This is a genomic window from Mucilaginibacter frigoritolerans (assembly GCF_007830615.1).
GTDB lineage: Bacteria > Bacteroidota > Bacteroidia > Sphingobacteriales > Sphingobacteriaceae > Mucilaginibacter > Mucilaginibacter frigoritolerans.
The window spans coordinates 187670-201575 of the sequence record NZ_VLLI01000004.1 but is presented as its reverse complement, the minus strand read 5'-3'; the positions used below and the strand labels follow the sequence as shown (position 1 = coordinate 201575).

At 40.5% G+C, this 13906-nt stretch carries 9 protein-coding genes; 5 read left to right on the top strand and 4 right to left on the bottom strand.

Annotated elements, in window-relative coordinates; genetic code table 11:
• Nucleotides 1-4: 4 nt before the first annotated feature.
• The 4 genes from JN11_RS08500 to JN11_RS08485 form a co-directional block, all read right to left on the bottom strand.
• Nucleotides 5-1102, bottom strand: coding sequence for an alkaline phosphatase family protein (locus JN11_RS08500; protein ID WP_144911630.1), 1098 nt, complete (start codon nucleotides 1100-1102; stop codon nucleotides 5-7).
• A 70-nt stretch (nucleotides 1103-1172) separates the two neighbouring features.
• Nucleotides 1173-2840, bottom strand: coding sequence for a SusD/RagB family nutrient-binding outer membrane lipoprotein (locus JN11_RS08495; RefSeq protein ID WP_144911628.1), 1668 nt, complete (start codon nucleotides 2838-2840; stop codon nucleotides 1173-1175).
• Nucleotides 2841-2859: 19 nt separating this feature from the next.
• On the bottom strand, nucleotides 2860-6150 hold the full coding sequence (locus tag JN11_RS08490; protein ID WP_144911626.1) for a SusC/RagA family TonB-linked outer membrane protein: 3291 nt from the start codon (nucleotides 6148-6150) through the stop codon (nucleotides 2860-2862).
• A 298-nt stretch (nucleotides 6151-6448) separates the two neighbouring features.
• Nucleotides 6449-7024 carry a phosphonate degradation HD-domain oxygenase gene (locus tag JN11_RS08485; RefSeq protein WP_144911624.1) on the bottom strand — a complete coding sequence of 192 codons (576 nt, stop codon included), beginning with the start codon at nucleotides 7022-7024 and terminating at the stop codon, nucleotides 6449-6451.
• Nucleotides 7025-7320: 296 nt separating this feature from the next.
• Here JN11_RS08485 and JN11_RS08480 point away from each other — a divergent pair, with 296 nt between their 5' ends.
• From JN11_RS08480 to JN11_RS08460, 5 genes are all read left to right on the top strand, one after another.
• A complete protein-coding gene (locus JN11_RS08480; RefSeq protein WP_144911882.1) occupies nucleotides 7321-7899 on the top strand; it encodes a helix-turn-helix domain-containing protein in 579 nt (192 codons plus the stop codon).
• Nucleotides 7900-8077: 178 nt separating this feature from the next.
• Nucleotides 8078-8764: an HAD hydrolase-like protein gene (locus JN11_RS08475; protein ID WP_144911622.1), complete on the top strand. Its 687-nt coding sequence runs from the start codon at nucleotides 8078-8080 to the stop codon at nucleotides 8762-8764.
• Nucleotides 8765-8768: 4 nt separating this feature from the next.
• Nucleotides 8769-10079, top strand: a complete 1311-nt coding sequence (locus tag JN11_RS08470) for a DUF5690 family protein (protein WP_144911620.1) — start codon at nucleotides 8769-8771, stop codon at nucleotides 10077-10079.
• Nucleotides 10076-11215: a TIGR03364 family FAD-dependent oxidoreductase gene (locus JN11_RS08465; RefSeq protein WP_144911618.1), complete on the top strand. Its 1140-nt coding sequence runs from the start codon at nucleotides 10076-10078 to the stop codon at nucleotides 11213-11215. The genes JN11_RS08470 and JN11_RS08465 overlap by 4 nt, the downstream gene beginning before the upstream one ends.
• 125 nt (nucleotides 11216-11340) lie before the next feature.
• Nucleotides 11341-13905, top strand: a complete 2565-nt coding sequence (locus JN11_RS08460) for a phosphocholine-specific phospholipase C (protein ID WP_144911616.1) — start codon at nucleotides 11341-11343, stop codon at nucleotides 13903-13905.
• The last annotated feature ends 1 nt before the right edge of the window (nucleotide 13906 follow it).

Here is a 13906-nt window from a genome sequence, read left to right as displayed (position 1 = left end):
ACTATTATTTATTACCGGTTACGCTTCCAATAGCATCACCTACTTCATGACCAGCATTGGCTTTAAAATCAAAGCCGAGCAAATTAGCTATAGTTTGTGCCAGTTGTTTATGATAAGTGGTTGTTGGCGTTTTAATAATACCTGATGCCTGAGTATCAGGACCTAGTACTGCAAACCATGTTTGTTCAGAGTGTAAAACATCGGCACCGTGGTCACGCCATTTTTCAAGAGGTACATCGCCACGACCATGATCGCAGGTGATGATCAGCGTGGTTTTATTTTTATATTGTGGGTCAGATTGCAGGTATTGCCAAAGCTCATTAATATAGCCATCTTCCTGACGGGTACGATCAAGGTAAAACTCATAGTTACCTTCGTGGGCCATATCATCCGTTTCATCAAAGGCTATGTACATTACCCTTGGTTTGTATTGCTTCAGATATTCTTTACCAAACTCATAGGTCATAAAATCAATCCTGGTCGAATCGCTTAGGTAAGAAGGGGCCTTATGCTGTAATTCATTTAAGTATTTCAAACGGCCGTTTGCATCGGCAGCGGTAAAATCCATAAATCCTGAGTTTACCAATAAACCTGAACGGTTAACATTTAAAATCTGCGGAAATCTTTCCCACGATGAAAAAACGGCAACTTTATTTTCAAACCCTTTTTGTTTATTTAAAAACTCCAGCACATTTTGGTTAGGGTTGGTAATCGGTTCGTTGGTGTTCATTCTTACATCGGGAAAACCGGTAAAAATTTCATTATATCCCGGATAAGAAAAATGATACGGGTTAGCCACCTCATCATGATTACCCAAATCCCTATCGCCATAAAGCTGTCCGTTTTGGGCCACTACTGACCAAATAAAAGGCAGCAATAATTTACGGCGTTCTTCTGCCGTGGCTGCCCAGTATTTTTTAGTCATATCCTTTTTATCTTCAGTAAACTTTGAATTGATCAAAGCTGAATCCGCTCCGCGATAAAGCTCCTGCCACCTGAAACCATCCAGCGTAATAACAATCACGTTTTGTGTTTTGCCTGTTTGCGCCTTTAATTGTGCGGCTGCTACAACAACCAGCAATAACAAGATCATCTTTTTCATAAAAACCTGTTTTTTGTTTAAAAAGAAAGGCCATCCTTTTTGGGGATGACCTTCTTTTTGTTATTTTTAATTATTTAAGTATCCACATAATACCGTTGATATCGTCGTTACCGCCGTATTGGCTGGCAAGGGCTTTTTCATAATTTACAGTATTACCTGAACGATCACTTAAAGGATATTGGAAACGCATAGCTATACGCTGACCATTATCAGTACCCGGACCAGTAGTAAAGGTAGGCACACCGGTTCTGCGGTAGTTGAAATAAGCTTCCAAACCTGAGTGGCGGAACAATGCCAGGTATTTTTGCTGCAATATTTCTGTTAATCCGGTTGCACCGGCAGTATACTGTACCGATGGCTGTGCATAGTAAGTATTCCAGTTAATATTGATGGTATATGTATTGTAATTGGCATTATCCTCCGTTGGATAAGTATCATTAATATTTACCGGATGGTAAAAAGAAGCGGTATAAGTACCATTAACCGGGATACCATAAGATGCCATTGAAGCCTGTATACCAGCTATGTAATAAGTTTCAGCATTACCTGCTGCCCAACCGCGGTTAATTCCTTCAGCAATGTTAAACATCAATTCGGGATAACCGATCTGGATACTTGGCTCACCTACGTGAGTTGAGTAATAGCGTTTACGGTTGATGAATGAATAGCGTTGTAAACCTGCGTTGTTGTACATGGTACCCAAATCTAAACCCGGATCAGCACCAACAAATGATGAAAATGCAGTTGGGCTATTGTGTAATGTATCTACCTGGTAACGTGAAGGCTCAGCTACTGCATAAACACGTGGATCATTCAAACTTCCAGCAAGGGCAGTATAAGTTAATGATAGATTTTGTCTTGAACCGCTTTGACCAAAAACTTCCGGATATTGAGGGTAGTAGTTGGTGTTAACAGACTCCAGAAAAACGTACTGCATATTGTCAGACGAACTTTGCATTAACGGATAAGTTACCGGATCGGCAATAATTTTAGCAAACTGAGCAGGAACATTCAAATCTGGATCAGCAGCTTGTTTACTTAGCTCAAGCAATAATCTAATTCTGAAAGTATTTACAACTTTTTGCCATTGGGCCAAGCTGTTGCCATAAAATATATCGCCACCTAATGTTGCTCCTGCACCAGTACCACCGATGTTTGGATTATTTATTAGCTGAGCCATATCTGAGTTTGCACTTTCCAACCATGCCAAACATTGTATCATTACTGATTTTTGAGTATCATAAGCCGGGGTAAGATTTTTCAAACCCTGTAAAGCCTGAGTCATTGGAATATCGCCTCTTTCCAAACTCATTTTACTGAAAAAATAAGCTCTGAAAAATTTACCCATGGCCTCGTAAGGATTAATAGCTGCCCCACCCGATGCTGTAGCCTGACTTTCCATAGCAACTACGTTGGTTAGCGTTGTATAGTAATCAGCACCACTGTCAAAATCATAGGTATTGTTACCGTAATAATCATAATTGTAGATATAATACTGACCCCAAATTTCATCCTTATTAGAAGCATTTGGATAAACCATAGCGCTTTGCGTGCTGCTGCTAGTTGCCCCATCAGGTAAATCAACCAGATTGGTTAATACACCGGTTAAAAGCAATGCAGATGGTACACTGTTTGGTAAATTATTATTTACGGTATCGTCTTTAAAACTTTTTTTACAACTGCTTACTACCAGTAACACAAGTACCGGCAGTAAATAAATTCCTGATATCTTTTTCATAATCATTTTCCTCTTTTAATTAAAATGTTAATTTAAAGTTGACGCCATAGCTACGTACAGTAGGTGATTGCAATACAGACTGGCCTGCTACACCGTTATACTGGTTTAAGTCAACATCTTTAAATTCTGAATTGGCGTAGAAATACAATAGGTTACGACCATAAACATTAGCTGATGCAGTTTTGATGAAAGTTTTTTCCAGCCATTTTTTAGGAAAATCATAGCCGAAAGTAATTTCACGTAACTCTGCATAAGTTTTACTCATCAGGTTAGCCTCATTAACATTATAGTATGAGCTTACATAACCTTGTACAAATGCTGTTTGCGTATTTGGTGTAAATTGTAATTGGTTATAGTTAAGTATTGCACCTGTTTTTGAATCGAAGTTAGGAGCAGTACCATTTGCTATTACTACACCAGGGCCAACATATGAACCTGCATAACCTGGTTTGCCAAAGTTTAACCAATCCTGGTAACGGGCAGCGCCGATAGCACCTTCAGCAGTTAAAGCATTTGCTCCGCCCACCATTGTTTTTTGGTGCATGTAATCAATCATTTTACCACCTACAGAACCATCAAACTGGAAACCAAAGTTCCACTGTTTGTATTTGAATTTGTTAGAGAAAGTCCAGCTATAATCAGCATTAGCATTACCTAAAAACTGATTTACCGGATTTACCATTGGGGTACCATTGGAATTATTTACAATTTGACCATTGGCAGTTCTTACGAATTTGGTACCGTAAAATGCATCAGTGCGGGTACCCACAGTTACGTAACCGCCATTGTATGCATACTGGCTTTGACCCGGAGGCAATTGATCAAAATATTGTTGGAACCTTGACCAGTTAACCAAAATATTCCAGCTAAAATCATTCAGTTTAACAGGGATGCCGCTTAAGGAAACTTCCTGACCTGTTTTTCTAGTTTTTAAAGCATTCAGGTATTCAGAAGTATAGCCAGTAGCTGTTGCAATAGGATTGTTCAGAATTTCAAGTCCGTCAATATATTGGAAAGCAGTTGCACTTACACCTAAACGGTTTTGTAAGAATTTAATATCAACACCTTCCTCATAGTTTACCCTTGTTGAAGTTTGTATGTTATCCTGATATAAAGCAGTAGGTGCATAACCGGCACCTTGATTATTGTAAGGCTTACCTTGCGTATAAGCAGGATTTAATGAATAGTTTGGACCGTTATATGGCGATAAATAAGTAGCACCATAACCAAGCGGGTTGTAAGTTAAAGGATTACCACCTGATGTTTGACCACCAAAAGCAGTGATAGAGTTGAAAGGCGCAGGCCCAATTTGAGCACTGGTTTCATCAGAACGTACGTTTGAGTAAGAAGCTCTGATTTTTAAGAACGAAATAAAATCAGGTAGTTTAATATAATCAGAAACAACTGATGCTACTGATAAACTTGGGTAGTAATAAGTTGTTGGCACCTGGAAAGCTGATGTTTTATCAACACGGCCGGTACTTGAAATAGTTGCGTATTTACCAAAGCTTGCATCTAATGAGTAAAATGCACTTGCAACCATCATATATGAGCTAAAGCTGGTAGACTGAAGCGCGTTTAAAGAGTTGCTAAATGAATATACGCCTGGTACAGTAAGGTAGTTGGTAGATGTCCAGCTTGAATTGTAGGAGAAATCACGGAAGTTACCACCCACTAAACCTGACAGGTTAAGGAATTTCTTAACGGTATAGTCAAAGTTTAATAAGGCCTCGGTGTTATTATCAAACAAATCACGACGGTCTTCACGATAATCACCCTCATTACCTTCACGACCATAAGGGTGAGCTGAATAAGGCAGATCTTCTGTATGTAACAAATTATAAGTATCAATAGCACTTTTCAGAGTTACATTCAGGTGATTATCAATTTTATAGTTTCCTGACAGGTAACCATCAACATCATTTTTGTAATGTCCACGGGTCCAGTCCTGAGTCATAAAATATGGGTTCTGGTAACGGGTGTATTCTTCAAATTCTGATTGTACGCCTACTTTACCAGGCTGCCATACGGCTTTAATAATTGGCTGATTAACGCTCCAGTCAGCACCTGTCCAGATAGATAGATCATAGATTAAGCTGTTAGGACCATAAGTAACATCGGGATAGTTATCAGTACTCTGTCTGTTGTAATCAACATTGGCTTCAATTTTAAAGCGCGGGCTTGGGTTAAATGAAGCATAGATATTAGCATTTGCTATGTCCAGGTATTCGTTAGGAATATAGCTTTGCTGATGTTGTTGTGAAAATGAAAAACGGGTAGTATAATTATCACCATTTGATGATAAGGCAATATCATTATTAGTTTGATAACCTGTTTGCAAGAAATCAGCAAGGTTATTTGCACCACGCGCTAACCATGGTGTTCCCTGGCGAACGCCATTAACTACCGGGCTGTCAAACTGAGGAATTGACTGGCCTGCAAAATACGGGCCCCAAATATCATAATCACTATCCACACCACCTGGTGCACCACCTTTACCGTCAACAAACTCATAAAATTCGTTTTCACCCGGTCCGAATGAATGCTGTGTTCTTGGGAAAGTAAGGAAGCCTTTATTAATTACTGTACTGCTGTTTAATTCAACATGAAATCCTTTAGAATTTTTGTCACCTTTTTTAGTGGTAATTAAAATAGCACCATTTTGTGCGCGGCTACCATATAATGCAGCAGCAGCAGGGCCTTTTAAAACAGTATAGGTTTCAATATCATCAGGGCTAAGGTTAAATGTATCGGTATTGATGGGGAAACCATCAACAACATACAGGGTAACAGCATCACCACGCATTAAAACGCTTGGCTGACCCAATAGCTCAGCTGATGCACCTACTGATAAACCTGCAACTTTACCTGTTAAACCGGTAATAGGGTTAGGATCACGGGCGGTGGTCAAATCAGCACCATCAACGGTTTGTGTTGCATAACCTACACGGCGTACTTCTTTTTTTACACCCAGTGCGGTTACTACCACTTCGTTTAATGATTTGCTGCTGCCGCTAAGGGTAACATCAATAATAGCATTATCGCCAACCACAACATTTTGTAGTTCAAAGCCAATAAAACTAAAAGTTAAGGTTTGGCCTTTTGCAGCTGTAATTAAATAGCGACCATTAATATCGGTTACACCGCCTTTATTAGTGCCGGCAATCTTTACGTTTACCCCAGGCAATGGCTGGTGTGTGTCGTCTGTAACCGTGCCTGAAATTTTTGTTTGCGCCCATAATAATGATGGGGCAATACAGAATAACATCACCGTTACAACGGTTTTTAGTTGTTTGTAAATCTGTTTCATCTGTTAATGTTTAATAGTGAAGAAAAGGAGTTTTTCATTCAGCAATACTAAACTTTGTTTATTAGCACTAAACTAATTTTAGATTAAGCAATGCTTAACATTTGATGTATAACAGATTAAGAATGGTATTTTTATAACAGGAAGGTTACATTGGCCTTACAAAAACTTAATTTAGCCTCACTAAATACTCTCAGGGGGAGGACTTAAACTTCGCGCTTTCAAAAGCCTCTCTCCCGGAAAGGGTTGGGTGAGGCTCCGTACCTGTTTTTTGTATTAGAGCTATTCAATAGCCGATCATTTATCTGTTTAAATGATCCAGAGCAAGTTTTTTAAGATATTCAATATTATTTACCGGAACATTCATCTCTTTTGCCGTATCGTCCCAGTAGCGCATGCGTATTATTAATTCGGCATCCGGGTTTTGTTCAAATTCATCGGCCTCAGCACTGCTCATTACCCCACCCTGAAACTCTAATGTAGTTTTGCTGGCTGACGATAATTTGTTGTAATACTCCGGATATTTATAAGTAAGATAACGTTTAGCTAATACATGGCCCTGTACTAAAGCGGCTACCCTTTCAGAAAAACCTTTTTCGAGCAGATAATCGGCACCCAGTTTTTCGTGGTCAACATTTCCCATGCCGTCCATGCTGCCTGCTTCTTCGGCATCGGCACATAAATGGCCAATATCATGAAAAAATGCAGCCAGGATCACTTCATCATCATAACCTTCTTCTTCGGCCAGGGAGGCCGCCTGTGACATGTGCTCTAATTGGGAAACGGGCTCTCCGATATAATCCTCATCGCCAAATTTCTCGTACAATGAAAAAACCTCATTTACTATGGCCTGATTATTATTCTTTGGTACCCGCATTATTATACATTTTTTGCAAATAAAAGGTTTTAATATTATGACAATATTAACATACAATAATTCTCTTTACCAATCGTTCGGCCGGTGATAATCAAATCCGGACTCATTTGGCAAGTATGCAACGTATGCCATATAGATAGCATCTATTGGGTGACATATGTGGTCACCTTCTTTTTTAAAAATCTGTTTTGGCTGATTGTATTGTCGTAAATGATTTTAACTTTTATTAACACAAAGCTATTTTGCGCCGCTTCGCAATATTACTTACTTTGCGGCGTCAACCCGCCACCACCAAAATGGAAGAAGATATCCTGATACAGATCAGCAACCGAATAAAAGAACGTCGCCGCGAAAAGAACATTACCGTACAGGAACTTGCTCAACGGGCCAGCGTAAGTAAAGGGCTGATATCTCAAATTGAAAACAGCAGAACCATCCCATCGTTAATTGTACTGATTGAGATTATTAAATCACTGGAGATTGATTTGAATGAATTTTTCAAGGATATCCGTTCCAAAAACAACAGTGTTCCAATTTTAGTAAAACGAAAAGCAGAATACAGTCATTTTGAAAAGGAGCATGCCATGGGTTTTCATTACCAGCGCATCTTCACACAGTCTATAAACAAAAGCACTATTGATATTGTAATACTGGAACTGGAACCTGATGCCCTAAGGCCATTGGTTGAAACAGATGCTTTTGAATACAAATACATTTTATCAGGAAGTGTTGAATACCAGTTTAACGAAGATTTTATATCGCTGAATGAAGGCGACTCCATGCTATTTGACGGCCGCATCCCTCATACTCCTAAAAACCTTGGCACTACCACTGCCCGTATGCTGGTGATTTATTTTTTTGAGGAGAAGAAGTAATGGTTTATTGGTTCACTGGCTCATTAGTTCATTGGTTGGTAGTGTTTAGAGCAATCGTTAGAAAACACTAATGGACAATTGAACTAATCAACTGATGAACTTAATCAAACCTTAACACTAATTTCGTTTGGTATTAATAAACTAAGTTTAGTATTGCTCAACAATCATTGAGCAATTTATGTCCATAAAATTAGTAGTATTTGACATCGCCGGTACCACGGTAAAAGATGATCATGACGTAAGCAAGGCATTTCAGGCCGCTTTAAAAAAATCTCATTATGAGGTTCCTATTGAGCTGATAGATCCATTAATGGGTTATGAAAAAACGCTCGCTATAAAGCAAATTCTACGGCTGCATGAGCACAATGATGCTAAAATAACTCCCGAACTGGTAAGCAAAATACATAAGGAATTTGTAAAGCAAATGATTATTCACTACCAGACGGCCCCGGGCATTGAACCGTTACCAAATGTTGAAGAAAGCTTTACCAAACTACATGAGCAAGGCATACAGGTAGGTATTAACACCGGCTTTAGCCGTGATATTGCCGATACCATTGTAACCCGCTTACAATGGCTTGAAAAAGGCCTTATTGACCATGTAGTTGGCTCTGACGAAGTAGAGCTTGGCCGCCCTTATCCTTTCATGATTCAGAAAATGATGCTTGATGCAGGCATTGAAAGGCCAAAAGAAGTTGCCAAAGTGGGCGATACAGAGGTTGATGTGCGTGAGGGTCAGAACGCAGGCTGTAAATATGTAATAGGTATTACCAGCGGCATATTTACCCGCGAGCAACTGGAGCCCTATAACCCCACACATATTATTGATAATATGACAGAGTTACTTGAAATTATAAAAGGGTAACTATATGAAAGTTATAGATAGCCTTCGCGCTAAAGTTGCTAAATGGCCCTATTCACTGCTGTCAATTCTGGCAGCTGTTTCGTCGTTTGGGGCTTATACTTCTATGTATGCTTTCCGCAAAGCATTTGCCGCCGGAACATTTACCGGTCAACAATATTTCCATGTTGATTATAAGGTTTGGCTGGTAATTGCACAAATTTTAGGCTATACCTTAAGCAAGTTTTACGGCATCCGTTTTATTGCCGAAATAAAAGGCAGCAAACGTGGCATAGCCATTTTAATACTGGTTGGCATTGCCTGGTTAGCTTTGCTTGCCTTTGCGCTGGTTCCGGCTCCTTACAATATTATATTTCTTTTTGTAAACGGTTTCCCTTTGGGTTTAATATGGGGTCTTGTTTTTGGCTATCTGGAGGGTCGTCGCTCAACCGAGTTTATGGCTGCAGTGCTATCTATCAGCCTGATATTTGCCTCGGGCTTTGTAAAAACCGTGGGACGTACCTTATTACATATGCTGCCTATTAATGATTTCCAGATGCCCTTTTTAACTGGAGCCGTATTTGCCATTCCGTTAGTATTATTTGTATTCTTTTTAGAACTGGTTCCACCACCTACTGCCGAAGATATAAAGCTCCGTACCAAACGCGCACCAATGAATGCCGAAGAGCGCCGTCATTTTTTGCAGCGTTTTATGCCGGGGGTAGTCTTAACGCTTATCATCTATGTGCTGTTAACCGTTATGCGCGATGTACGTGATAATTTCGAGGTAGAAATTTGGGCCAGTCTTGGGGTAAAAAGTAATATGATATTTACCAGTACCGATACCAAAATATCAGTAATTGTATTGGTTGCCATGAGTTTGCTGATACTGGTGCGCAAAAACCTGCGTGCCTTTAGTATTATCCACCTGCTGATTATTGGGGGATGTGTGTTAATTGGTGCTTCAACCGTATTATTTTCATTAAAAATGATTAGTCCTACAACCTGGATGACTATGGCAGGATTAGGTTTATACCTTGGTTATGTACCTTATAACGCCATATTTTTTGAGCGGATGATAGCTACTTTTCACTACAAAAGTAACGTAGGTTTTATTATCTATGTAGCCGATTCACTGGGCTACCTGGGCAGCGTTACGTTACTGCTGGTAAAAGAATTTGGCAGACCAAATATTAGCTGGGCTGATTTTTTCAGACAAGGTGTAGTTTTTGTTGCTATAATTGGTGGAATTGCGGCTACCCTATCGCTCCTTTATTTTTTACAAAGCGCCCGTAAGAGCAAACAAAGTCAGACAGAATTAAATATACAACCTGCATGAAAACAGGATCACAAAAATCCGCCATTATAATAGGTGCAGGCATAGTTGGCCTTGCCACCGCTCGCGCCCTGGCCACCCGGGGTTATAAGATAACCATTTTTGAACGCAACGAACGTGCTGTTGGTGCTTCCATCCGAAATTTTGGAATGGTATGGCCCATTGGGCAGGCAACCGGCCCCATGTTTGAACGGGCAATGCTATCGCGTAGTATATGGAAACAAGTTTGCACTGAAGCACAGATATGGCATAACGAAGTCGGCTCTCTACACCTGGCTTATCACGATGACGAATTACAGGCCATCAGCGAGTATGTAGAGGTAAACCAGCAGCACCGGGACTGTGCCTTGCTTACACCTCAACAAGCGCTGCATAAATCGCCCGCTGTTAACCCTTCGGACTTAAAAGGTGCTTTGTGGAGCAGCGAAGAAATGATTGTAGAATCGAGGGTAGCTATTGGACAGGTAGCCAAATATCTTGCCGAAAAATATGATGTTGAATTTCACTGGAACACGGCTATTACACAAATAGAACATCCAAAAGTAATATCAGGCAGCCGCAGTTGGGAAGCTGATGAGATTTTTGTTTGCAGCGGGGCTGATTTTGAAACACTTTATCCCGAAATTTTCCTCGAAACACAAATCACCAAATGTAAACTGCAAATGATGCGCCTGGTAACCCAGCCGGATGAGTGGCGCATTGGCCCTTCTTTATGTGGCGGCTTGTCCATGATCCATTATCCGGGTTTCCAGGCGGCAGCGTCGTTACCCGCATTACGCAAACGGTATGAAGAACAATATGCCGAATACCTTAAATGGGGTATCCACGTTATGGTATCACAAAATGGCAGCGGTGAACTAACCATTGGCGACTCGCACGAGTACGGCCTGGTGCATGACCCTTTTGATAAGGAATTTATTAATAATATGATAACCGCCTACTTACATACTTTTGCCACCTTTAAGGATTGGAAAATGTTGCAGTCATGGCACGGCATCTATCCAAAAATGACCAACGGAAAAACCGAACTTATTATTGAACTGGCATCAGGCGTAACCCTGATTAATGGTCTTGGCGGCAATGGCATGACGCTTTCGTTCGGATTGTGCGAACAATATATTGGGCAGAGGAGTTTATAGTCGATAGTTCATAGCCAAAAAAAATATAATTTAAAAAAAATAGCATATTGTTTATGTATCATAAAAAATGGATCCTGCATCAGCCATGATCTATCAACAATGAATCATGAACCCCAATAATCACCATGGATACCAGGAGAGACTTTTTAAAAAAAGCGGCACTATTAACCGGAGCTGCAGGTATAACTAACTTTTTGCCGCCTGCCATTCAAAAAGCAATGGCTATTAACCCTGCGCCGGGCAGCACCTATATGGATGCAGAGCACATTGTTATTTTGATGCAGGAAAATCGCTCTTTTGATCATTGCTTTGGTACGCTTAAAGGCGTAAGGGGCTATAATGACCCGCGTGCTATTGATCTGCCTAACAAAAACAAGGTTTGGCTGCAATCAAATAAAAAAGGTGAAACTTATGCACCTTTTCGTCTGGATATAAAAAACACCAAAGCTACCTGGATGAGTTCGTTGCCACATTCATGGCGCAACCAGGTAAATGCGCGTAATGAAGGCAAGTTTGACCAATGGTTGGAAAACAAACGCAACAGCATCCCTGAATATTCAAACATGCCTTTAACGCTGGGCTATCATACCCGCGATGACATTCCTTTTTATTATGCTCTGGCCGATGCTTTCACAGTATGTGATCAGAGCTTTTGTTCATCATTAACAGGTACAAACCCTAACCGTCTTTACTTCTGGACAGGCACCGTACGTGAAGAACAAAATGAAAATGCAAAGGCTAATGTTTGGAACGATGACATGGACTATGGAACTCTTAAATGGACCACCTTCCCAGAGCGTTTGGAAGATGCAGGCATATCATGGAAATGCTATCAGAACGAAGTTGCCATTGACACCGGCTTTGATGGCGAAGAAGATCCGTGGTTGTCAAACTTCCAGGATAATCCACTGGAGTTTTTTGCACAATATAACGTTCACCTGCACGAGCCGCACATCATTGCCCTACAAAAAAGAGTAGATGAGCTGCCCGGTAAAATTAACGAACTGCAAAAGAAAATTGATGCTCTACCAGCAGGCGATAAACAGGCATGGCATTTAAAACAGCAATTAAGGGAAACCAAATCATACCTGGAAGCAGTAATTAAAGAACGTGAAGTATACAAGCTGGGTATGTTTGATAAACTAACAGACCGCGAGAAAAGCATCCACCAAAAAGCATTCAGCAATAATAAAAACGATCCGGATTTCCATCAACTAACTACTTTAAAATATAACGACGATGGTACAGAACGCGAATTTCAGGTGCCTAAAGGCGATGTATTGCATCAGTTTAGGGAAGATGTAAAAACCGGTAACCTGCCAACAGTATCCTGGCTATCGGCACCGGAGCATTTTTCTGATCACCCAAGTTCGGCATGGTTCGGTGCCTGGTATGTATCAGAAGTAATGGATATCCTGACCCAAAACCCTGAGGTTTGGAAAAAAACTATTTTCATCCTTACTTACGATGAAAATGATGGTTACTTTGATCACGTTCCGCCATTTGTAGCGCCACATTCCCATAAAGATGGTACAGGCAAGGTATCCAAAGGCATTGACACCCGTGTGGAGTTTGTGACCCTTGAACAGGAACTTGCCCGTAATAACTTCCCCGAAGTATTTAATAAAGAAAGCGCTATCGGCTTGGGTTATCGTGTACCTATGGTTATTGCATCGCCTTGGAGTAAGGGTGGTTGGGTAAATTCGGAAGTATTTGACCATACCTCTACCCTTCAATTTTTGGAGACATTCCTGAATCAAAAAACAGGAAAAAACATAAAAGAACATAACATCAGCGACTGGAGACGTACCGTTTGCGGTGACCTTACGTCCGTTTTCAGGCCTTATAAAGGTGATGAAATACCTAAACCTGAATTTTTGCCCAAAGATGCTTTTGCAGAAAGCATCCATAAAGCACAATTTAAAAAAGTGCCCGATGATTATAAGGTATTAACTACTGATGAAATAGCACAAATTAACACCGCACCTCATACTTCATCTTATTTGCCAAAACAGGAAAAAGGCATCAAGCCATCGTGCGCGTTGCCTTATCAATTATATGCTGATGGTAAATTAAATGCAGATAAAACTGCCTTTAACTTAAACTTTACTGCCAGCAATGAAATTTTTGGTAAAGATGCATCGGGCTCACCTTTCAATGTGTATGCACCGGGCAAATACCTGCAGGAAAAAGATGGCAAGCAAATTATGGATGATGTGCGCACCTGGGCCTATACTGCTATAGCGGGCGATACCCTGGCAGATGAATGGCCATTACACGAATTTGAAAACAGCAATTATCATTTACGTGTATATGGGCCAAACGGCTTTTTCCGCGAGTTTAAAGGCAATGCTGCCGACCCCGCTATTGATGCTGTTTGCGAATATCAACGCAGCCTTACCGACAGCAAAAAGCTAAGTGGAAACATTGAATTAAAGCTAAAAAACACAGGCAAAGCTCAGTACATTGTTGAAATTACAGATCATGGTTATAAAACCAACAGCCGTAAACGGGTAGTGGAAGCCGGCCATACCTCAACGCTGGTACTTGATTTGGTTAACAGTTACGGGTGGTACGATTTCAGCATAAAAGTGCTTGGTCACGAAACTTTTGAAAAACGTTATGCAGGCCGCGTTGAAACCGGCAGACCATCATACAGCGACCCTAAAATGGGCAATATGATAGGATAAA

What these genes read in the sequence shown, in the direction of transcription:
- JN11_RS08500 (WP_144911630.1), bottom strand. Translation starts at nt 1,102, where the DNA reads ATGAAAAAGATGATCTTGTTATTGCTGGTTGTTGTAGCAGCCGCACAA.
- JN11_RS08495 (WP_144911628.1), bottom strand. Translation starts at nt 2,840, where the DNA reads ATGAAAAAGATATCAGGAATTTATTTACTGCCGGTACTTGTGTTACTG.
- JN11_RS08490 (WP_144911626.1), bottom strand. Translation starts at nt 6,150, where the DNA reads ATGAAACAGATTTACAAACAACTAAAAACCGTTGTAACGGTGATGTTA.
- JN11_RS08485 (WP_144911624.1), bottom strand. Translation starts at nt 7,024, where the DNA reads ATGCGGGTACCAAAGAATAATAATCAGGCCATAGTAAATGAGGTTTTT.
- JN11_RS08480 (WP_144911882.1), top strand. Translation starts at nt 7,321, where the DNA reads ATGGAAGAAGATATCCTGATACAGATCAGCAACCGAATAAAAGAACGT.
- JN11_RS08475 (WP_144911622.1), top strand. Translation starts at nt 8,078, where the DNA reads ATGTCCATAAAATTAGTAGTATTTGACATCGCCGGTACCACGGTAAAA.
- JN11_RS08470 (WP_144911620.1), top strand. Translation starts at nt 8,769, where the DNA reads ATGAAAGTTATAGATAGCCTTCGCGCTAAAGTTGCTAAATGGCCCTAT.
- JN11_RS08465 (WP_144911618.1), top strand. Translation starts at nt 10,076, where the DNA reads ATGAAAACAGGATCACAAAAATCCGCCATTATAATAGGTGCAGGCATA.
- JN11_RS08460 (WP_144911616.1), top strand. Translation starts at nt 11,341, where the DNA reads ATGGATACCAGGAGAGACTTTTTAAAAAAAGCGGCACTATTAACCGGA.